Annotated in this window: 16 protein-coding genes; 6 read left to right on the top strand and 10 right to left on the bottom strand. The window is 39.7% G+C overall.

The annotated features are described in order from the left end of the window. Positions 1–247 precede the first annotated feature (247 nt). On the bottom strand, positions 248–436 hold the full coding sequence (locus O0931_RS04510) for a cold-shock protein (protein WP_269414356.1): 189 nt from the start codon (positions 434–436) through the stop codon (positions 248–250). 401 nt (positions 437–837) lie between these two features. Between O0931_RS04510 and O0931_RS04505 the strand changes: the two genes are divergently transcribed. Further along, the gene (locus tag O0931_RS04505; RefSeq protein WP_269414355.1) at positions 838–1119 is read left to right on the top strand and encodes a hypothetical protein; all 282 of its coding nucleotides are present in this window, start codon (positions 838–840) and stop codon (positions 1117–1119) included. 46 nt (positions 1120–1165) lie between these two features. On the opposite strand, the gene O0931_RS04500 is transcribed toward O0931_RS04505, so the two are convergent. The 7 genes from O0931_RS04500 to O0931_RS04470 all read right to left on the bottom strand — a co-directional run bounded on the left by O0931_RS04500 (position 1166) and on the right by O0931_RS04470 (position 11987). Then, positions 1166–1951 carry a protein-tyrosine phosphatase family protein gene (locus O0931_RS04500; protein ID WP_269414354.1) on the bottom strand — a complete coding sequence of 262 codons (786 nt, stop codon included), beginning with the start codon at positions 1949–1951 and terminating at the stop codon, positions 1166–1168. A gap of 534 nt (positions 1952–2485) precedes the next feature. Continuing rightward, positions 2486–3598, bottom strand: a complete 1113-nt coding sequence (locus tag O0931_RS04495) for an AhpC/TSA family protein (protein ID WP_269414353.1) — start codon at positions 3596–3598, stop codon at positions 2486–2488. 4 nt (positions 3599–3602) lie between these two features. Then, positions 3603–4727, bottom strand: coding sequence for a TlpA disulfide reductase family protein (locus O0931_RS04490; protein WP_269414352.1), 1125 nt, complete (start codon positions 4725–4727; stop codon positions 3603–3605). A gap of 53 nt (positions 4728–4780) precedes the next feature. Beyond that, a complete protein-coding gene (locus O0931_RS04485) occupies positions 4781–6322 on the bottom strand; it encodes a RagB/SusD family nutrient uptake outer membrane protein (RefSeq protein ID WP_269414351.1) in 1542 nt (513 codons plus the stop codon). Between the two features lie 47 nt (positions 6323–6369). Beyond that, positions 6370–9933: a SusC/RagA family TonB-linked outer membrane protein gene (locus tag O0931_RS04480; protein ID WP_269414350.1), complete on the bottom strand. Its 3564-nt coding sequence runs from the start codon at positions 9931–9933 to the stop codon at positions 6370–6372. Between the two features lie 189 nt (positions 9934–10122). Then, a complete protein-coding gene (locus O0931_RS04475; RefSeq protein WP_269414349.1) occupies positions 10123–11313 on the bottom strand; it encodes a FecR domain-containing protein in 1191 nt (396 codons plus the stop codon). Between the two features lie 74 nt (positions 11314–11387). Then, positions 11388–11987, bottom strand: coding sequence for an RNA polymerase sigma factor (locus tag O0931_RS04470; RefSeq protein WP_269414348.1), 600 nt, complete (start codon positions 11985–11987; stop codon positions 11388–11390). A 450-nt stretch (positions 11988–12437) separates the two neighbouring features. Between O0931_RS04470 and O0931_RS04465 the strand changes: the two genes are divergently transcribed. The 5 genes from O0931_RS04465 (at position 12438) to O0931_RS04445 (ending at position 19422) form a co-directional block, all read left to right on the top strand. Continuing rightward, complete coding sequence (locus tag O0931_RS04465) at positions 12438–14636, top strand: hypothetical protein (RefSeq protein ID WP_269414347.1); 2199 nt, start codon at positions 12438–12440, stop codon at positions 14634–14636. A gap of 174 nt (positions 14637–14810) precedes the next feature. Continuing rightward, positions 14811–15902: a glycosyltransferase gene (locus tag O0931_RS04460; protein ID WP_269414346.1), complete on the top strand. Its 1092-nt coding sequence runs from the start codon at positions 14811–14813 to the stop codon at positions 15900–15902. Beyond that, positions 15899–17044: an acyl-CoA dehydrogenase family protein gene (locus tag O0931_RS04455; protein ID WP_269414345.1), complete on the top strand. Its 1146-nt coding sequence runs from the start codon at positions 15899–15901 to the stop codon at positions 17042–17044. Before O0931_RS04460 ends, O0931_RS04455 begins: the two co-directional genes overlap by 4 nt. Continuing rightward, on the top strand, positions 17037–18365 hold the full coding sequence (locus O0931_RS04450; RefSeq protein WP_269414344.1) for a bifunctional PIG-L family deacetylase/class I SAM-dependent methyltransferase: 1329 nt from the start codon (positions 17037–17039) through the stop codon (positions 18363–18365). The genes O0931_RS04455 and O0931_RS04450 overlap by 8 nt, the downstream gene beginning before the upstream one ends. A 4-nt stretch (positions 18366–18369) precedes the next feature. Beyond that, positions 18370–19422: a glycosyltransferase gene (locus O0931_RS04445; RefSeq protein WP_269414343.1), complete on the top strand. Its 1053-nt coding sequence runs from the start codon at positions 18370–18372 to the stop codon at positions 19420–19422. Here the strand turns inward: O0931_RS04445 and O0931_RS04440 are convergent. Next, entirely contained in the window at positions 19419–20240 is an 822-nt protein-coding gene (locus O0931_RS04440; protein ID WP_269414342.1) for a galactosyltransferase-related protein, read from the bottom strand. The two genes, O0931_RS04445 and O0931_RS04440, sit on opposite strands and share 4 nt — an antisense overlap. Beyond that, positions 20237–21427 (bottom strand): glycosyltransferase family 2 protein, encoded by a 1191-nt coding sequence (locus O0931_RS04435; RefSeq protein ID WP_269414341.1) that lies wholly within the window; start codon positions 21425–21427, stop codon positions 20237–20239. The genes O0931_RS04440 and O0931_RS04435 overlap by 4 nt, the downstream gene beginning before the upstream one ends. Positions 21428–21645 lie beyond the last annotated feature (218 nt).

Below are 21645 nucleotides of genomic sequence, written 5' to 3'. Positions count from 1 at the left end.
TGTGATATAATATTTCCTGAGCTGAACTAAGGGGTCTCAGGTGGTAAACAAAAAAATTATTTTTCTATTTTATTACCAAAGCGTCCAATTAAATAAATCTTATATTCCTTAAATGGTAAACTATTCAATACTTACGACACTAAACCAAAATTAAATTATCGTCATACTCAATAAATTAAGAATGACGATAATTTCAGGTTAATACCAAAATACTTGTTTTATATTAGGGTATAATTATTCCTGGCGATTAAACCACCCTGACTTTTACTGCATTTAGTCCTTTTTTACCTTCCTGAATTTCATACTCCACCTTATCATTCTGTTTTATTTCATCGATAAGCCCGGATGCGTGAACGAAGATTTCACTCCCGCTCTCTTCTTTAATGAAACCAAATCCTTTTTCTGAATTAAAAAATTTTACTGTACCGTTTTTCATGTTGATGTAGATTTTTATTTTTTGTTAAAAATATATTTAAAAATTAAATCATCAAATTATTTATCAGCTATTTTGAGCATTTTCGACTCAAAAACCCGCTCTTTCAGACCATTATGTGCGCAGGCATTTTATTGTATGTTTCCATCCTTCCCTAGCGGGAATTTTAACGCGTTCACTATCGGCAAAAGCATTTGAACGCCCGATTGGAGTAGAGCTGATATTTAAAGTATTTTCCCAACCATGAACGCGCAAGTCTTCAGGCATTTACTAGCCGACAGGGGATGAGGATAAAAAATGATCCGTATTGTGTAAAAGAACTAATACATAATACACAAATAAGGAATGTTTTTACACTTGTAATATATATTTTAAGTGCTTAATTTTAGGAAAAAGGTAACCAGATGTACAATCAAAATGATTTTCTCAGACTAAGATCTGAACTGTTGTTTAAATACGGTACAACAAAAGTTAAACCTGAAGATTGCAATAAAATATCAATCGCTATTTTTCTTGAAGGCGGAAATTACATAAGTGAACGCAGTATTAAGCGGTTTTTAGGCTTAATTCCAGACGCAGATAATTTGCCTACGGTTGTTTTAGATATGCTTAGCAGCTATGTAGGCCACGTAAATTGGGAAACATTTATTTTAAAGCATATCGAAGATGACGGTATTGCCCATTGATGACCTATACTTAAATTCAAAAACATCATATTACTTTCAATTTTTACTATTCTCCAGCGACCAGCTGATGAATAGCCGGCTTAAGCGCTATAGCATGGCCATAGCCAAATGTCACAATAACCCGGTCAAATTTCTTCAAAGAAGCGCTAATTTTCGATAACAGAACGCTGTCCCTGGTCATTTTCGATGTCCGCCCAATTTCACAAAACTGACAGTCAGGATTAATATAATCAAACCGTTCGATATCGTCGGAAAACTTCAGAACAAAAACATGACCGGTATGTTTCTGGTAAAGTTGCTTGAAATAACCCAATGTTTGTTCGTTTGCTTTTAACGGGAAACCAGGTTTTATAAACCACGATTTTATAGCCTTTTGGTAAAGCGCGTCGAATGGAACATTCCCGTATGCGCCAGAAAGATACGGAATCACTACACGTTCCATTACATAATACAAAAAGAGTTTATCTTTCGCTGTTTTACGAAGCATAAGCTTAAATTCCAGACTATCGCTCATGTCGCCATCCATCATTTTAATGTGGTATTTATCGCTCAGAAATTTAAGACAGCCGGTTTCTCCGGTCTTCGCAACGGATTCACGCAAAGAATCAAAATGAACACTATCAGCTACCTGTCCGCCTTCGTTAAAAGCAATTTGGGGTTTCAACCCCTCGAAATGACTTTCAATAATTTTTACCTGCAGATGATCCGGATTGCGATTGTGATCGCAGCCGATAAGTATAACATGTTTTTTGCCATGCATGGCATCAACAACGTATGGTGGAGTGATGGTATCCATCATTTTCCCAACCGTTACATAGTCAATTGTTTTCAAGTTAAGAGATTTTATCTTCTGTTCTCCTGTTTTTTGTTTACAGGAACAACATAGTGTAAACATCAGGCTTATCCAAACAAACGTGTAACGCATGGTAATCATAAGATTAGTTTGTTATATGATTTATCTTTACAAACATAATTATAACAGCTTAATTTACGATGAATTGTGTTACGGTAAGCTAAATTAGTTGAGTTTCTGGTTAAAATGACACATCATGCCGAACTCATTCATCATCAGAATAAAATCTGAACGATATTTATGGTATGTCCAAATTAAGCATAATGGCAATCGATCGCCCTGTAAATCCCCGGCTTGATATATCCGGGACAGCTCGGATAATGTTCCTTCTGCTAATGAATTGTTCTAGATATTTTAAGTGATTATAATTACAATCCCAAATTGAGTAATTAAACATAATAATTGTTGTAGAAAGCTCAAATTTATTTTTTAAAAAGCTCAAAAAAACATGGCTGGAAATCCATCCAGCACATGCCTCATCACTAAACTAATCTATTTTTATTTTTTAATATTTTACCTCTTACTTTTTTCAGTCAATACTTCAGCAAGCTTTATATTTAACTCTTCACCCCGAAGTCCTCTTGCAAGAATATATCCATCGGGGTTAATTAAAAAGTTATCGGGAATACTCTGTACATGAAATTTTAAGCGTGCCTCATTATCCTGTACCTTTCCAGCCACCTGAGGCCAGGTCATAACATCATCATTGACTGCCTTTATCCACTTTGGCCAGTCTTTTTCTACATCGATAGACACGCCTAAAATCTCAAAGTTTTTATCCTTGAAAAGTTTATATTGGTTAACCAGGTTCGGGTTTTCTTTCCTGCATGGTCCGCACCAGGAAGCCCAAAAATCGACAAGCACATATTTTCCCTTAAAATCAGATAGTTTTACAAGCTTGCCGTCGGGATTATAGAGTGTGAAATCAGGTGCTAACTTACCAATCCCGACATTTTTCCAGTCTTCTAATGTTGCTTTGTATTCTTTACCCAGTTTAGAATTTCTAACTGTAGCTGAAAAGCTATTAAATATAGGTTCAACCTCCTCAATTCCACGTTTGTTATTGTATTTCAATGGACCATAAGACCCTCGTAATTCGGATAAACTCACCAAAGAATTAGGATTTGACACAATAAAATTCCGAAGTATTGCTATTCGCTCTTCCTGAATCTCCTTTGCCTTAATGTCGAAGTCTTTATCTGTTTTATTAAGCTTATACATCCTTTCGTACAGTGGTTTTAACATAGCATTTAATTTTTGCGCATCAGCCGTTAATTTAGAGCCGGTAATTGTAGCCTTTGCCAATGAATCAGTACCATCAACCTCCATTGTACCCGGCTCAAGCCAAATTGCTATTCCATTGTTTACATCGCCTTTAAAACGTTTTAACCTTAACTGCGCAGCATTAACCGGGTTACTTACGTAACCTTTAAGTTCAAATTTGCCGTTTACCAAGGCACACGAATCTTTTATATCTTTCCCTTCTGAAGAACGGTAGTTTAAAAAGATTTTTGCCGGGATATTAAAGTTGCCCATTTTGCCCTTAATTATATAATCGCCACTTTGTGCAAGTAAAGCCATCGGACAAAAAAACAGGGCTATTATCAGTCTCAAATTAATTTTCATTTCGCTAATTAAATAGTTCAGTTAATTTTTTGTTCAGCGCTTCGCCACGAAGATTTTTAGCGATGATTTTACCATTTGGATCAATTATGTAACTTTCAGGAATGGATTGAATGCCATATGAAATTGCCACTTCACTTACTTGAGGGCCTTTAAGATCGCCCAGTTGTAAATACGGAATTTTATCCTCTTTTACTGCGTTAAGCCATTCATCCCGCTTTTTATCTAAAGAAATGGCCATAATCGTGAAGTTTTTATCCTTATATTTCTCATAAGCCTTTACCAGATTTGGGCTTTCTGCCCTGCATGGCCCGCACCAGGAAGCCCAAAACTCAAGCATAACGTACTTGCCTTTAAAATCAGATAATTTATAAATCTTGCCATTAACATCTGGCTGGGAAAAATCTACTGCCTGAGATCCAACGGTTGTATTTATACCTGTTAGTATCATTTGCTTTGTATTTTTTGCTAAAACAGTATTTTTATAGCGATCAGAAAGCGATTGGTAAGCGGTATCAAGTACATGATAATTCATAGTTCTGCCCCGGGTCAATTCAAAAACGGCATTCAGGCTCACGTACGAATCAGGATTTTCTTTTGCAAACTTAAGTTTTGCAGCTTCTATTTCTTTCCAGAGTTTGATGATTTTATTATCTGACGCACTCATAAAAGCCGGATCTTTCTGTTGCTCAACCGGCGCCTGCTTAAATTCGGATCTTATGGTTAAGATTTTATTTTCAAGCACATTTAATGTTTTGGAAAGTTTTTGGTCTTCTGCATTAATTATAGAACCCGATACGAGCATGTTTTTAACCGAATCTGTTCCATTTACCTTGATTACCCCTTCATCCAGGTAAAGGTTAAGGAAATCATATGCACCAGTTAAAGGCAGCATCACTTTAAATTTTGGACCATGTGGCAAAAACAATTGCGCCTGGATCGGGCCTGTCAGATTTCCTTTAAATTCAAATGTACCATTGGTTATAATAGCCGAGTCTTTCTGGAGCGCCGGATGATAGGCATAGAACCAGATTTTTGAACCATCCTTTACATTGGTCAGTTTCCCTTTTAGCGTAAAAGTTTTAGTCTGGGCGAGTATATGCAGCGACATCAACAAAAACATTGATGCCATAACTATTTTTTTAAAGTTCATAATTCTGATCTTTTGTAGCTTTATAAATAAAATTAATAGGTATTTTGAGTGATTTGACCATTACTGTTGTTAATGTCGTTTTGAGGGATTGGCACGGCAAAACGCCTCGAATTTACAGGCAATGTGAACGTTTGAAACACGAGTGGTTTTATTGTCGACGAAGAATTGTATTGGTAAAACAAACGTGTAAAGGGCGCAACATTGTCGCCTGCATAATCGTTATTGTTCAATCGCTTTACATCACTCCAACGTTGCCTGAATGGCATTTCCCGCCTGCGCTCTTCTAATATACTGGTAATAGCTGCAGCTTGTGTGGTCGCAATAAGATCGGGAGAGCCGGTAACCGTACGGGCACGGTGCAACACATTTACCGCTGCCATTGCGCCGGGTACGTCGTTAGTCCTGGCTAAACATTCCGCTTTTATCAAATACATTTCGGCAGTGGTGGGCCCCAGAGGTATAGCTGTTTCACCATAAAATATATAACCCGGATAACCATAGGCAGGGTTAATAAGCCCTCTTACATAAGAGAAATTTTGAACAATATTATATTTATAGCGAAGGTCATTAGTTTTATCATAAAGATTTAGTAAAGCCTGGCTTGGTATAAACCAGTTAAGTGAATTACCAAAATTTAATACCCTGAAATAGGTTGATTCTGGCCAGGTTAGCTGGTAACTAACATCTGTTCTATCGTGTGTGTACGGATATTGGATGGTAACGGTTTGCTTGGTGCCGTTCTTATTTGTTACCGTAACGCTAGCAGGAGTACCATAACGCATTCCACTATTATAATCAACCAAAGTGCTATAAGAAGACAAAGAAGCATTTGCATACTTTAATGCAGCGGCATAATCACCTATACTCAGGTAAAAACGAGCTGCAAATGCATTTACAGCTGTAATATTTGCCCGCCAACTGCGATTAACCCCATTCTGCACCAAAGGAACGGTCGTTTTCAAAGCTTCATTGAGATCGTTCTGAATTTGCTTATAAGTTGCCCCCAATGACTGACGAACTAAAGATTCTTCGTAATTCGGTAATAATTTAATGGGCAGGCCCGGTTCATTAAGATTTGCCTGGCTGTATGGCAGGCAGTAATTGTTAACGAGCTCCCAATAACTGTAAGCCCTTATAAAATATGCATCAGCAGCTAAATCTGCCTTCTGCTTATCTGGTCCGGTTACCTTATTTACATACGATAGCACTAAATTAGCCTGATAAATCTTACTGTATTCCCCGCTCCAAAATTGCTCTGAAAAATCTGTTGGAATATATTGGGTGTCCCAGGTGCCAAATTCAATTCCATCTATCGGATACCTGGAAGGGAGTGCATTGTAGATACCCGTATCGAGCTGAAAATCATCGGTACTATAAATTGCGGTACGGTTTATTTCGTTACAAAAACTAGTGTAATTATTTAAAAGCGCATCTAAGTCTGAAGTTTGTGTAATGACCACTCCAGATCCTTTTGACGGGCGCAAATTCAAATCTTTTTCACAACCTGTTACCATTGCCAGCATTGTGCTTGCAATAATCAGATAACATGCGCTATATATTGTTTTCAATTTCATGATATTATTATATTTAATAATGAATCTATATGATATTAATCTGTTCGTTAAAGCCCAACTCTTATATTGAAAGTATATAGAGCCACTTGCTTTAAGTTACCCCGCACAAATTCAGGATCTTGCCCGGTCTTGTTCGCAAAAACACTAAACAAATTGTTTCCTTGTACTCCTATGGTGGCATTTTTAAAACCTGCATGCGCAAGCAGACCAACAGGAATGTTGTAACTCAAATTAATTTCCTGCATCCTTAATAAAGCAGCATTCAAATAATTGTAACTCATAAATCTGGCGGTTTGCGTATACGGCGTAAGTGAGCTTGTTGTATTTGCAGGAAAAGTTAACATCGTATTCGGATCGCCATTAAGCACAGCTGATAACTGGCCATTTGGCAAAATATAGCCCTGTGATGATGTCGGATAATTAAACGCCTGACCTTGGAATACACCACCCCATTTACCTGTTACAATGAAGGATAGATTAAAATCGTAAATTTTAAATGAGTTAACCATTCCGGCATTATAAGGTTGATTAAATGTTCCTGTATTTTGTAAAAAAGTACGTGCATCAGAAGTAGTTGGTATGCTGGTTATCGGATAAGTTGTTCCATCCGGGCCTTTTATAGAAGCTACACCACCCACAAGACCTGCGTATTGAAATGCCCAGGCCGTATTAGGGTCATATCCGGTTATATAGTTGTTACCAGTGATAAAACTGCTATATGCGGATGCCGTATTTATGATGTTTATTACCTTAGTGCGATTATAGGCAAGGTTTACGCTGCCGCGCCACACGATTTTGTTGTTAAGAATAGGCAAAGTAGTACCTAAAACCAACTCTATCCCCCTGTTGCTTAGTGAGGCATCATTAAAAACAGTACTGGTTGTACCATTAACTGCGGGTACGGTTACTGTGGTTAATAAATCTTTGCCAACTTTATCGTAATAATCTACAGACCCGGTCAATCGTCCTTTGAACATAGAAAAATCAGTAGCCAAATTTAGCGTACCTGTACGTTCCCATCTTACAAATGGATTGCCTTGTGTACGTACCTGCGCCGTAAGATCGCCGGTAAAAACATTTGGAGAAGTACTCAAATTCAATGTTGTATATGGACTGCTTGCTGCATTTACGTTGCCGTTGTATCCATAGGTTGCCCTAATGTTTAACCTATCCAACCAGGTTGCGCTACGCATAAAATTTTCTTTACTGATGTCGTAACTTAAACCCAAAGATCCAAACGGGCGGTACCTGTATTTGGGATTGTCTGTGATTAAATTAGAAGCATCTGTACGTGCACTGAAAGAGACGGTGTATTTTTTAAGGTAAGTGTACGCTCCGCTCGCAAAAAGCGAATAAAAAACTTGTGTAGAATATGAATATGAACTTAGCGGACTAAAAAAATTGCTGTTACCCAGCCAGTTGGTGCTCGCTGCAAAATTTGGGGTACCTACCGACAAGGTGTTATCGTTGTATCCATAGCTGTTAGGTGCGTTATTTGATTTAAAAATTGAGTTGCTATACTCTAATCCGGCAATGGCATTAAACTGATGTTTGTCATTATAACTGCGCACAAAGTTAAGTTGATGGCGGAAATAATATTTATTGGTAGAAGCCGATTGCTGGTTCTGCAAAATGCCCCCTACCGGAAGATTTAGGGTAACTGTATTATTAGCCGCTACAGTAGCTGCAGTATTAACGGTACTTCTTGCCAGAAATGTCTGGTCGTTTTCATAATCCCTGTTGTAGCGCTGGAAGTACTCAAACTGGCCTCTTACATCAAATGTTAGCCCTGGTATTATTTTAAAGGTTAATCCGCCTTGTAAGCGTGCATTATATTCCGGTGTTTGTATATTACGGTTATTAATTTCTTCAATGGGATTGAAGGTAAAAGAATATGGAAAATTACTGGTTGTATAAAGCCTTGATACCATTTGCTGATAGTATTGTGGTACATCTGTTAAGCTACCATCGGCATTTTTTAATAAAGCATAGGGCGATATTCCTGCTATGCTGCTTAATGCATAACCATTTGCAGTAGCATTACTATACTGTGCATTTACACCAATGTTAACATCTAACCACTTAGCTACACTAGCCGTTCCTTTATAATTAAATCTATATTGCTGGTCCTTATTGCCTTTTAAATTATATTGATCTGTCTGAAATTCCATGGCCAAATAATTCCTCATTTTTTCGCTACCACCGGATAAGTTTAAATTATATTGGGTGGTAAGTGGATTGGCCAATAAATTATCGCTTACTTGCTGGCGATTATCTTGTGTTCTGAGTTGCGCCAGCGTGGCACTTAATTCGGCTGCCGTTGTATAGCCTAAAAAATTCTCGTTCAGAGCAGTTAAGGCAGGACTTCTTTTCCCGGTATTAAATTTGGAATTTGTAATAGCAGAGGTGCCGTAGTTGTTGTATACCATGGCTTCGTAATCTACCGTTTCAGCAGGTGAAGCCAAACCTGTGGCATAACCTAAGTCGAACTTTGGTGAAAATGACACGAAAGCAGAGAAATCGATCTTTAAAGGCTGATTTTTTTTAGCCGTTTTAGTCGTAATCACGATTACGCCATTGGTTGCTTTTGCACCCCAAACAGCCGCTGCAGCCGCATCCTTTAATACAGTAATGCTCTCTACGTCATTTGGATTCACTAATCCTGTGGGGCCAAGCAAAGTGCTGGTTACCGGAAACCCGTCAATCACGATTAACGGCGGAGATGAATTGGCGCCCTGAACTAAATTACTTTTACCGCGTATTTCTATATTTAACCCTCCTGAAGCGGTAGATCGCGTTTGTACGCCCGCTGTAGTTCCGATCAGCCTTGAAATAATATCATTTGTAGGTTTTTCTAATTGTTCTTTGCTAATGACATTGTAAGATCCGGTTGCCTGTTCTAAAGCGAATTTTTGATAGCCTGTATTCACCACTGCAACTTCATCCAATTGATTCTTCAGGCTTGCCAATACAATTTTCAGGTCAATAGCTTCACTTGCTATGGTAATGTCTTTCTGGTATGGAACATAGCCTATATAAGAGATGGATAGTCGATACTGACCCGGCTCAAGCGAAAAGCGAAAACCGCCTTTTTCATCAGACACCATTCTTATACTAACCCCATCCTTTAATCCTGTTTTCACAATTGTTACGGTGGCACCAGCCAAATTAGTTCCTGTTGAATCGGTAACCGTACCGGTAAGCATTTGATTAGCAGCAAAAAAGCTTATAATTTTATCACTTAGGCTGCGCTCTTTTCTGGAAACCACAACAAATTTATCTTCGATGGTATAATCCAGTAACTGGTCTTTAAAAATTTCACCTAAAACAATTTTTAATTCTGCATTTTTTACATCTATTGAAACTCTTTTAGAATTTTTAAGAATCTCTGAAGAGACCAGAAAATCAATACCGGATTGTGCTTTTATTTTATCAAGAACCTGGGTTAGCGTAGCATTTTTTGCAGACAGGGTAATCTTCTGTGCGAAGCTGGCTGCACTGACCTGCATTAAAGAAGCGATTAGTATTACGATGGTTAAGCGCATAATAAGCCATAGTTTGAGGATATGCCCTTCGGACATACGAAGTTTCTTAGTATAATTTTTATACATTTGTTTAGGTTTGGTTTAGCAGCTTGCCTTTGTTTCGAAGCGGCGGCATACTGCGGTTAAACGGTTGATATTTTATTGGCTGAGCCAGACAAAACCAGGGGTGCTTTATGTACTGCTGGTTTTTTTATGTTTTAATTTTCTTTCATAAATATTTCTTCATACAGTTCGGTTTATTTATAGTTGTTTAGTTTAGTTATATTTGTTTACATAAATTTTTCGCCCATCAATTCTGAATTTAACTTCTTTTGTTTTTTCTATCATTTTAAGTACCTGACTTAAATTTCTATTCCGCGAAATTGATCCACTTAAATAACCATTTGGTACCTGATCATTAAAAATAACCGTTACATCATACCATCTGGCTATTTGTTTCATAATCTCAGAAATGCTTTTATCGTCGAATCTGAATTCACCATTTTTCCAGGCCAGCGCCTCATCAATATTAGCTTGGTTAGTTGTGAGCGCTTGCTGATTTAAAACAGCTTGCTGCCCCGGCTTTAGCGTAATTTCATGTCTTAACAGGAAAGAGAAAACTTTTACCCTACCTTCAATTAAGGTGGTTTTAATGCTTTCTTCATTACGGTACGCATTAATATTAAAATGCGTTCCTAAAACGGCGACTTCCTGCTTATCTGTTTTTACGATAAAGGGATGCTTCTTATCTTTGGCAACTTCGAAATAACCCTCCCCTGTTAAAGAAACCCGCCTTTCACCCGATTTAGAAAAATTTGTTGGATAGGTTAAAGAAGATTCGGCATTTAAAAAAACAACAGTGCCATCAGGCAAACGCACCTGGGTTTGCTCCCCCCGTGTAGTGGATAAGGTATTGTAAACAATTTTATCAGATTTATCATTTGCAATTTCGTAAACAATCTGGCCATCAGTAGTTTTCGAAATTTTTACGCCAGACTGGTTTGCGAGGTTACCCGCTAAAGCATCTTTGATTAGAATCTTTTTCCCATCGCCCAACGTGAGTGTAGCACCTTTTCTGCCAGGAGCAATATCATTTTGATAAGCAACTGTTTCAACCCGTTGATTTTGTTGAACATAATAAAAATAACCTCCGGCCATTACTGCAATGGTAATCACTGCGGCAACCGCCCATTTTTGAAATAAACGGTAAATTTTAACCGGTTTTTGTGATGTCACGCTTTCTTCCTTCGTAAAGTGAAGAATTTTTTCCAGCATCACAACCTTATCCTGCTCAGAAAACGGATTAGTTTGAACTGCAAAATTAGTCCACAGCTTTTCCATCTCCTGCTCTATATCATATTTGTTTGATGAATCCCTAAGCCAGGCAAAAAGCTGCGCCCGTTCCTGCGGGGTAGCAGATTTATCTAAATATTTATTAAATAAAAGCGTTAGTCTTGTATTTTGCATAATAGCCGGCTTATAGATATTTTACACTAAAGACACAACTGCACACAAAAAGGGGTAGTTATTTTATATAAAAATCAGCGAATAACCATCGAACTCATTAAAATGACCGCAATACCTATATCCATTCGGGAATTAATGTCATTTTTAATAAAATTAACAGCATACTGGATATGTTTTTTTACCGTTTCCGGAGAAATATTTAATTTCTGAGCAATCTCATCATACTTAAGCCGCTCATGTCTGCTTAAAAGATATACTTTTTTAGCTTTTTCAGGCAGCTTATCTATAGCTTGATCAATTAGTAGACGATATTGGTCGATTGCGACATCATCATCCTGCAACTCGTTGTTTTCATTTAAGTACTGATTAACCTGTTGCTGAAGATTACGTTCTCCGGCTATTTTCCTTAAATGATTATAGGTTTGATTTCTGCAGATGATGAACAGGTAGTTGCTAAAACTTTTCAATTCAGTTAAAGATTCGCGCTTCAGCCAAATTTTAATAAAAGCATCCTGAACAATTTCTTGCGTTACAGGTAATGATTCGGTTAGCTTAAATACAAATTCGCCCAATGCCCCATAGTAACCTTCAAAAAGTTCAGTAAAAGCACGTTCATCCCCCCGGGCTATTTTAGCCAGCAATTCCTGCTCATTATGGAGGGGGGCGATTGCCATATATTGTTTAAAAGAAATTAAATAGTTAAGTCCAATATTAATACATTTTTATGTATTCTGATGCACTCAAATTTTCAAATATAATTTATTATACAATCGTTAAAAGTTAATTACTACAAAATCCCCCTTTTGATAAAGATATCCGGGACAGCTCCGGATAATGTTCCTTCTGCTAATGAACTGTTCTCAATATTTTAAGTGATTGTAATTACAATCCTAAATTGCCTGGAATTACCCCGGAACCGTTTTATAAAGTTTAATCAATACAGTATGCAGCCCATAGCAGACATAGATTAGCAATTAAATAACATATAAATTTTAACTGCCTGTTCAACATTACCAATTGACCGGGAATTCTAATCGTTTTATAGTCGCCAATAGCATTAGTAAAACTTTATGGTAAAAAGACATGTTGTGAAACAAAGACCTTAATAACCTAAATTAACTTTTATGAGCGGATTATCACCATGGGCATTGACTGCAATGGATGAATTTGAAAATAATGAAGTAATTCACAGTGAGCATTTTCAAGATTTATCTTTAAGGATATCAGCAACAAAAGAGTCCATCTGGGTAGCGGTTTCAAATTTGAGTTACACACCTGTATATTTCAGGGCATGTTATGTACCCGGGGGCGTGGGTAAAGACCTGAAGTTAAAAAAAACAGCTGATGGTATTTCAATTCATATTAAAAGCATTATAGGAATCTTTGATTTAAGCATTGCTTTCAGCTTTGAAAAACTAATTATACTGAAATATAAATGCACACTTATTCCATCAGATGAGCTGTTTATCCCGTATTGGCCAAGGGATATCTTAACAACAAACCATGCAAAACAACCGGTAAAATCAATAGGTGAAGTCCATGTACAGCAAATTGGTACCAGGTCCGGACTTTTGTATTTTTCTCTTCCGGAACGAGATCTTCGCATCCTTTATTTTCAAAACTTAACAGAACTTTCGCCTTATGCAGAACAAACCGGAACATCTCTTGCCGAAGTTGTGGGCGGTAGTCTTCCTGAAATCGGGCTTTCCCTTCCCGAAACAAAAGATAAACCATTAAAGGCCGGGATAAAATATACCATTTCAGACGCTTGTATCGGCTTTAAAACCGGTGCTATTTTGACGTCTGATCAAGCCACCGACTATCTCGACATGCTTAGTGAAATTTATTTGCAAGTCCCTAAACCTGCAACGCGTTACACACACTGGCCGGATATTCTTGAAAAAGGACTGGAAGACTTAATTGAAAACCCGGGTTGCTGGTCGATGGTTAGTGGCAGCAAATACCTGAATGCTTATGTATGCGATTACGACACCCCTCCTGAAATAATGGTGCAGCTTGCCGTTCTTTTACCATTGGTGGATTATTCGGAATGGAGTGGTAAAACACTGGATGTAATGAAAGTTATTAAAGAGGGACTTGCACCTTTTTACAGCGAAAAGTTAAAAACGCTTGTGCGCTGGCATCCTGCTGCTGAAGACAAACTGAAAGGCGAAGAAGAACAAAAAATGCCTATGGTTATGGATTCCTGGTACCTCCATCATCCGTTACTTAACCTTTCCAGGTTAGCCCTCAAAGGCGATAAACAGGCAGAAAAACTTTTTCTCAATTCTCTTGGCTATGCGATTAAAGTGGCACATAAGTTTAAATACCAATGGCCTGTATTTTATAAAATGGATACCCTGGAAATTATCAAGGCAGAAACTAAACCCGGAGCAGGTGGCGAACAGGATGTTGCAGGCTTGTATACGCACGTTATGCTGCAGGCCTATGAACTTACAAACGAGAAAAAATATTTAAAAGAAGCCGAAATCGCCGCTAAAAAGCTTGCAACTGTGGGGTATAATATCATGTACCAGGCAAATAATACGGCTTTTGGTGCCGGCGCCTTGCTCCGGCTATATAAACTCACCGGCAATGAACGGTATCTTAATTTAAGCTACAGGTGCCTGGCCTCTATCTTTCAAAATATACAATTATGGGATTGCAATTACGGGTTTGGAAAATACATCCCTACTTTTTTCGCACTTTTCCCGCTGAGTGATGCGCCTTATACTGCTGCTTATGAAGAACAGGAAGTTTTTTGCGCGTTTCACGATTATCTTTTGCATGCTGAAGGCGTCGAAATTCTGCCAAGTGTGCGATTGTTATGCAGCGAATTTATCCGTTACCTGGTTGAGCGTGCGCCTTACTACTACCCGCCAATGCTCCCTGAGGAGATGATTTCTGATGAAGTAAAAACCGGTGAAGTCGATCGGAAATTATGGATTGCACTGGAAGATATACACGATGGCATAGAAAAAAGCGGTGCTGTAGGGCAGGAAGTTTACGGAGCGGGAAATGCATTTGGAATCCTGCCACGTCATTTTATCAAAATTGATGGAGAACCGTTTCTTGTTTTCACCGATTGCCCGATTGGGAGAATCAGGAAAAGCAAAAACACCGTGCAATTTCATTTACTGGGAGACACCCGGATAGACTACCGGCTTCGGATAGTACCGGATAACAATTCCAGAAATGCATTAAAACTGAATTTTGAAATTAAAGATTCAGAAGCATTTAAAACTCCAAAAGACCGTCGCCAGGATTTAGAAATCTTTTTAAAGGGCAATAAAATGGTACACCTCAACTGGAAAAAATCTTAATAATACATTAATACCTGATAACAATTTGATCTGCGCTTTATAATCAACGCAGATTCATCAAACAATTAACCAGTGCTTATTTAATTTATCCTGCCATATGCACAGTTTTGAAAACCTTCTTCTGCTTTTTGGTGTCTATTTAGAATACAAGCAAAAATCAATAGCCAATCCCTTATGAAAATCGGAATCATTGCACACCTCAAACACCCTATTATTGCGCCGTTTGCAGGGGGACTTGAAGTATTTACGCACCAGGTAACAACTGCCCTGGTTGCGATGGGCCATGATGTAATGCTGTTTGCCAGTGATGCTTCTGATCCTGCGCTTCCTCTGGAACCCATTCTTTCCGATAATCATTATGATAAAACAACGGGCATAAGAAAAAAGAAGAAAGATCTTCCCTCAGAATATATTGCAGAGCATCATGCCTATTTCGGATTAATGACGAAAATCGACGATTACGGCCTTGATATTATATTTAACAACAGTTTGCATTATATTCCAATCACTATGGCGGGTACCCTTCAAACCCCGATGGTTACCGTACTGCATACACCGCCATTTTATGAACTGGATATGGCTATTGCTGCCGAGCGGCGACAGCCGGTAATTAATTATGTTACCGTATCCGGGCAAAGCGCCTTCAATTGGAGAAAACATGTAAAAGATTGTCCGGTAATACTTAATGGCATACCTCTTGAAGACTGGATTTTTTACCCTGAGGCCTCAAAAGCCGTGTATGCGATATGGTTTGGCCGGATTCATCCGGATAAAGGATTGCATCTGGCCATCGCGGCCGCAAGGAAAGCAAAAATACCTTTACGGGTGGCTGGCGGCGTTGCCGACCAAAAATATTTTGATAAAGAAATTGCGCCGATGTTAGGAGATGACATCACGCTACTGGGATTACTCGATCAAAAAGCGCTGAACAAGGAAATTGGAATGGCCAGTGTTTGTTTGATTACCCCATGCTGGGAAGAGCCATTCGGATTTGTTGTGGCTGAGTCGATGGCCTGCGGAACACCCATTGCCGGATTTAAAATGGGTGCATTGCCAGAGCTTATCAACGCGCAAACAGGTGTTCTTGTTGAACTTGCTGATGTAAACGCCTTGGCTGAAGCCATAAAAAAAGCAATCAGACTGGATAGAAAAACAATTCATTTATACGCACAACATAAATTCAGTTTCCTGCAGATGATTAAGGCTTATGAAAGCCTTTTGGAACGTGTTTCCGGACGGAGAAAAAAACTAAAATACGCCATATGATCGATACGACCGCTATACATACCGTACAAAATGCATTCAGCCGGAAACATTTTAATCGTGTTCTTTTGCAGATTGAACACCAGGCCGCAATAACCGAAAAAAATCCTGCAGGGCCGGTCGAAGAATTCCGTTGGCTCCGGGAATGTGGCGCACTGCAACTGGTATTGCCCGGAGAACCCTTAGACTTTAATAAGCCTGATACACCTGCCCTTTTAAGACTCCTGAAAGACGTAGGAAAAGCGAACCTTTCTGTCGGGCGGATTTTTGAAGGCCATATTAATACCCTTTATCTGATACACCTGTATGCCGGTAATGACCAACGCGATAACTGGTATCGTGGCGTAAAAGAAGAAGGACATATTTTTGGCATCTGGAATACGCAGGGCCAGGATGGCATCACCTTCAATAAAAATAACAACAGTCTTGAAATACAGGGTTCCAAGACTTTTTGCTCTGGTGCAACATTAGTTAACAGGGCATTGATCACCGGAAACATCAGTTGTCCCGAACGCACAGGCTGGCAAATGGCCATTATTGATATGGATGGTATTGATCCGGAAAAAATCGACCGGAAAAGCTGGAAACCACTGGGTATGAAAGCTTCCGGCAGTTATACCGTAAATTTTTCGGGCTATAAGGTTCACGAAAACGAATTATTGGGCGAGCCGGGAATATACCTTAACCAACCCTATTTTAACGGAGGTGCCATTCGTTTTGCAGCTGTTCAATTGGGTGGCGCAGAAGCACTTTCACAGGCAACTATACGTTATCTGGAGGAACTCGAAAGAACCGGAGACGCTTTCCAACAACTTCGCCTTTCGAATATGATGTCTGCAGTAATCACCGGCCGGATGTGGCTTGAACAAGCGGGAAAATACTATGATACCTGGGCAGATGATGGCAATCATAACGAAGAACTGATTGCTTTTGCAAACATGACAAGGGTTAATATAGAAGAAATCTGTCTTCGTGTGATGGAAGATTGTAATCGGTGTGTTGGTGCAAGGGGACTTATGGAGCCCTATCCGATGGAAAGAATTTTTCGCGACCTCAGCTTTTATTTAAGACAACCGGCACCTGACGCTACCAGGATAAAGGTTGCTGAATTTTTTATTAACAATCCGGCTGCATTCAATGATTAACGTGTTTGATAAAAATATTTTTTGGTCAGGCGCACTTGCATTGATGGCTAAAGATCTTCAGGAAATTCAGCGTTGCCTCGTACTTGTACCCCATCCCGACGACGAATCTTTGGGCTGCGCAGGCCTGATAGCTACCTTGGTAGCACAAGGTACGCAAGTGCAGATTATTCTTACAACCGATGGCAGCCGCTCGCACCCGAATTCCCGGAAATACCCGGCAGATAGGCTGGCCGGCATCCGTTTAGACGAACTGCGGCAGGCGATGGATTTACTTGGTTTAAAAAATGAAGCTTTAAAATATTACCAGGCGCAGGACAGCAACATGCCTGCAAAGGGAATGCCTGGCTTTGCCGGACTGGCTGATAGGTTAGCTGAAGATTTAATTGCGCTAAATCCAGATCTTATACTGGTTCCTTACGAGCTGGATCCGCATTGCGACCACAGGGCAACACACCAGCTTATGCTTTCGGCGTTGGAAAAGGCTAACATACCCCGTCCGCGGATATGGGAATATCCGATTTGGTTGTATGAAAATGCCGTACAGGAAGATATCCCGGATTTACAGCCAGGTGAAACACTGGCGCTCGACATCAGCGATTATTCAGCATTGAAAATGCAATGCATTCAAATGCATAAATCTCAAACAACACACCTGATTGATGATGACCCGACAGGCTTTATTTTGTTGCCTGATGTTATTGCAAACTTTACGCAGGGAAAAGAGTATTTTATGGAGAGAAAAAAAATTAATCCTGATAATACGCTCGACAAAACATATTTTGATGCGCTCTACCATACATCGGCAGATCCCTGGGATTTCGAGAAAAGTGCATATGAACAGGACAAATACCTGGCTACGATAGCGGCCATTCCGGAAGCTGACTACACAAACGCACTGGAAATTGGTTGTTCAATCGGCGTGCTGACTGAAATGCTTTCCGAACGTTGCAAACATCTGGTTGCTATGGATATCAGCAAAACAGCATTAGAACGGGCGCGCCAGCGTTTGGGCAAATCATATAAGGTAGAATTCCTATTGGGCGGTATTCCACAAGACTTCCCGACCGGAAATTTTGATCTCATCATCATGAGCGAGGTTGGCTATTACCTTTCAATGAGCGATCTTTTATTAACAAGGCAGCAGATCGTAAATGCATTGTTGCCTGGCGGCGTACTAATCCTGGTGCACTGGATACACTTTGTAGCCGAATATCCGCTGAGTGGCGATGAAGTACATGGGTGTTTTAATGCTATCGGAATATCTCATCTGGATGCGAAGCGAACAGCAGATTACCGCCTTGATGTGTACAGAAAAACATAACCGGATGTCGTTTACAATTGCTTTTTATGTTCACCACCACGGGTCGGGCCACCTGATGCGGACTTTGCAGGTTGCGCGGCAACTTACTGCCTATAAAGTTATTTTGCTTGGCAGCCAGTTACAGGGATTAGAGGAAAAGAATATGGAAAACATACAATTAATCCATCTTCCTGCGGATGTACCAGATACCGCAATGTCAGATAATACCGGTACAAAGGCACCTGATACCTTTCATTACGCGCCCCTGAACATTGAAGGCATACGGGACCGCATGGCCATCATGGCCGAACTGTTCCGGAAAGAATATCCATTGCTTTTGGTTGTTGATGTATCGGTAGAAGTAACTTTACTGGCCAGGTTGTGTGCCGTGCCAACGGTTGTGATACGCCAGCATGGCCTGCGTGATGATTTACCACACTTAATGGCTTACCAAAGTGCAGAAATTCTCCTGGCGCCTTTTTCCGGGGATATCTATATTGGAAAAAAAGACTGGATTTATAATAAAACAGTATTTACCGGTGGATTTTCCAGATTTTCAAGAGCAGCAGAAAAGACACCTGAAATCGCAAAACATGTCGTCATCTTAATCGGAGGCGGTGGAACCTCTATAAACACAAGTTTAATTAAAAACATAGCAAAAGCCTGCCCTGAATATATTTTTCATGTTGTTGGCGTGTTTAAACAGGATCAATCCCTTCCCAATTTGTTTTGGCATGGTAAGGTTGCAAATCCTCAATCGTTGCTGGAATCCTGTCAGTTCATTATTGGCAATACCGGGCATAATACGGTAATGGAAGTGGCCACGCTGAATAAACGTTTTATTGGCATACCGGAAAAAAGGCCTTTCCAGGAGCAAAAACAAAAAGCAGAATCTATCCAGCATAGAAATGGCATTAAAATAATAGCAGTTGAAGACCTGACTACACAGGATTGGAAAGCTATTTTTGAACAGCTGTCTTATCAGTTACCCGATTGGAAGGGTATTATCGATAATGGTGCACTGTTTCGAATGGCACAGGCCATCATTGATACAGGAAACAATTTTTTCAAAATTTAACTTTTTCTGCTCTGTAAGAGTTCTTCCTCATCCGGCATCCGCAGCATTTTAAGTGACTGGTCATCCCAATAAATAAGGCCTAACTTTTTAAATTCCTTTAACCAGCCCTCCATGGGCCATTTACCCCATTTTGAATAAAAAATCCGGGCATTTGCAACAATATCTGCAAGGTGATTAACAGGTGGTGCATAATCAATATGGTATTGATGGTAAGCCAATGCTGAAACTTTTTTCATACGTATTCCTGCACGCCTTGCCATAAAGGCAAAATCTGTATCTTCAGCGCCATAACCGGTAAAGGACGCATCAAAACCACCTATTTTGCGATAATCTTTAGCCGTACACGCGAAGTTTAATGACCAGAAGAGCTCGTAAGGCAGTGATTCCAGTCCGGCCCGGATGGGATCGGCTTTACTTAGTGCATCTAAATCCGAAAGAAATCCTTTCCTATCGGTTACACCTTCGGAAAGATAGCGAACCTCGCCATTCAGCAAATGTCCATCGCTATCTGCTGCCCGATACCGTTCTATAAGATCGGGCGCCGGGATACAATCCACATCTAGAAAAATAAGTAGTCTACCCCGGGCATGTTTTGACGCAAGGTTACGGGCGGCAGCCAGCGGCAATGGCATGCGGTGGTTAAGAATTACCTGTTCAACCGGGAACGGCGTTTTTGGAAGTTCACGCGCTTCTTCATTCATTAAAACCAGGATGAACTCATCGGGAAGTTTTGTGCTTGCAGACAGGCCCGATAACAGATTTTCTAAAGCTTTATGCCGACCCTTAACCAGGCAAAGTACAGACACATCTACCGTCATAAAGCTACCGCCGCTAATAAGTCTGTTTTTCGACGAACAATGTGATGAGCATTATTGGCAAAATATACCCTGAATTCCTGTATGGCTACAGAAATGGGCTGAAGTGCGTTTAAATCTGAATATTGAAGCATAAGGTGCTTTTCAATTTGCTCCCATAATGGTTCAAAATAGCTGCTTTCATTTATTAGTAGTTCCAGCTTATGGGCATTATAATTAATTTTAAAAGCAAATGATTTTATATCTATAGTTGCCTGAAAACCTTCCGCAATTGATGCCCATAACCGGCGAAGTTCATTTTTTATCAGAAGCACTGAAATTATACGCTGCAGGGGTTCAACCATTTGTTGTTCACGGTTAATGCTCATATCGTTCCATTGCTGCAATTGCACCGAAAAGCCAAATGCTACCCGTCCTAGGAGTCTCGAAGATGTGTGTATCCGTACTTTTGGCGCATGCCTGATTTTTGCATCCACACGTTTAAGTGCTTTTCTGAATTCCTCATCTTCCAGGTAAGGAATCGCCGGTAACCTGCCTGCCCTTTCATAGATTTCGCAGGTGACTGCAAGACTTGGCCCATAGCATTGAAAATGCCTTGGCCATGGATTCGATGTACATGGATCGAGTTCAGCCTCCAACCGGCTTCTTAAAAACCGGTAGGTGACGTCGCGCAAGTGATGTATTTTAGCCAAAGCTGGCGTATCTCCAGGCAAAATCCTGCCCCCAACCACGTCCACGCCCTTATCCATTTCCAGCATGATGTTATGAACCCAGTGTTTATCTACTTTACTGTCTGAATCAGTTGATACGATAACGCCTCTCGGACCAGCTTTCCTCATCAAACGACAATAGGCGGCATCCATAAGTATACGCCTTACCGTGCCAATGTGTGCATTTGCAGGCGACAGTTCTATGGCTTCAGTATGCAAGCGAAATTCAGGGTACGCGCTTTGGTAATGTTCACAAATTTTAAATGTATCATCACTACAATTATTTGCTAAAACCAATACTTCGTAAATTTCATGCGGAACAGGTTGCCCTGATTCATCATACTGATTACGCAAGGCGTCTAACGCATGGGTAACGAAATTGGCCTCATTCTTTGCGGGTACGATTATAGATAATTTTAAAGACTTGTGAATGGGCTGCTGAAAGCGTTTTTCGGTATTTGAATGTAAATTTAAATCCATAGGGGGCCGGACAATATTTTAGCGTCATATTCAGAACATTAGTTTTAATATAAAAGTTCTGAAAATCTATACTTAACCTATCTTTTCTTGCCTGCCTACCGGAAGCAGAAGAAAATCTTAATACACGATAACTAAATCATAACTACCACTTTAGGATGCCCAATTAAATTGGGAAGGACGAATCGAGCTTACCATGAGCCTGTAGTTCACTACGCGGA

The sequence above is a fragment of the Pedobacter rhodius genome (assembly GCF_027213645.1).
GTDB lineage: Bacteria > Bacteroidota > Bacteroidia > Sphingobacteriales > Sphingobacteriaceae > Pedobacter > Pedobacter rhodius.
This window is presented reverse-complemented; position numbering and strand designations above follow the sequence as displayed.

Bases quoted from the DNA above. Each gene is read 5' to 3' on its own strand.
- O0931_RS04510 (WP_269414356.1), bottom strand. From the start codon at position 436: ATGAAAAACGGTACAGTAAAATTTTTTAATTCAGAAAAAGGATTTGGT.
- O0931_RS04505 (WP_269414355.1), top strand. From the start codon at position 838: ATGTACAATCAAAATGATTTTCTCAGACTAAGATCTGAACTGTTGTTT.
- O0931_RS04495 (WP_269414353.1), bottom strand. From the start codon at position 3,598: ATGAAAATTAATTTGAGACTGATAATAGCCCTGTTTTTTTGTCCGATG.
- O0931_RS04490 (WP_269414352.1), bottom strand. From the start codon at position 4,727: ATGGCATCAATGTTTTTGTTGATGTCGCTGCATATACTCGCCCAGACT.
- O0931_RS04485 (WP_269414351.1), bottom strand. From the start codon at position 6,322: ATGAAATTGAAAACAATATATAGCGCATGTTATCTGATTATTGCAAGC.
- O0931_RS04480 (WP_269414350.1), bottom strand. From the start codon at position 9,933: ATGTATAAAAATTATACTAAGAAACTTCGTATGTCCGAAGGGCATATC.
- O0931_RS04475 (WP_269414349.1), bottom strand. From the start codon at position 11,313: ATGCAAAATACAAGACTAACGCTTTTATTTAATAAATATTTAGATAAA.
- O0931_RS04470 (WP_269414348.1), bottom strand. From the start codon at position 11,987: ATGGCAATCGCCCCCCTCCATAATGAGCAGGAATTGCTGGCTAAAATA.
- O0931_RS04465 (WP_269414347.1), top strand. From the start codon at position 12,438: ATGAGCGGATTATCACCATGGGCATTGACTGCAATGGATGAATTTGAA.
- O0931_RS04460 (WP_269414346.1), top strand. From the start codon at position 14,811: ATGAAAATCGGAATCATTGCACACCTCAAACACCCTATTATTGCGCCG.
- O0931_RS04455 (WP_269414345.1), top strand. From the start codon at position 15,899: ATGATCGATACGACCGCTATACATACCGTACAAAATGCATTCAGCCGG.
- O0931_RS04450 (WP_269414344.1), top strand. From the start codon at position 17,037: ATGATTAACGTGTTTGATAAAAATATTTTTTGGTCAGGCGCACTTGCA.
- O0931_RS04445 (WP_269414343.1), top strand. From the start codon at position 18,370: ATGTCGTTTACAATTGCTTTTTATGTTCACCACCACGGGTCGGGCCAC.
- O0931_RS04440 (WP_269414342.1), bottom strand. From the start codon at position 20,240: ATGACGGTAGATGTGTCTGTACTTTGCCTGGTTAAGGGTCGGCATAAA.
- O0931_RS04435 (WP_269414341.1), bottom strand. From the start codon at position 21,427: ATGGATTTAAATTTACATTCAAATACCGAAAAACGCTTTCAGCAGCCC.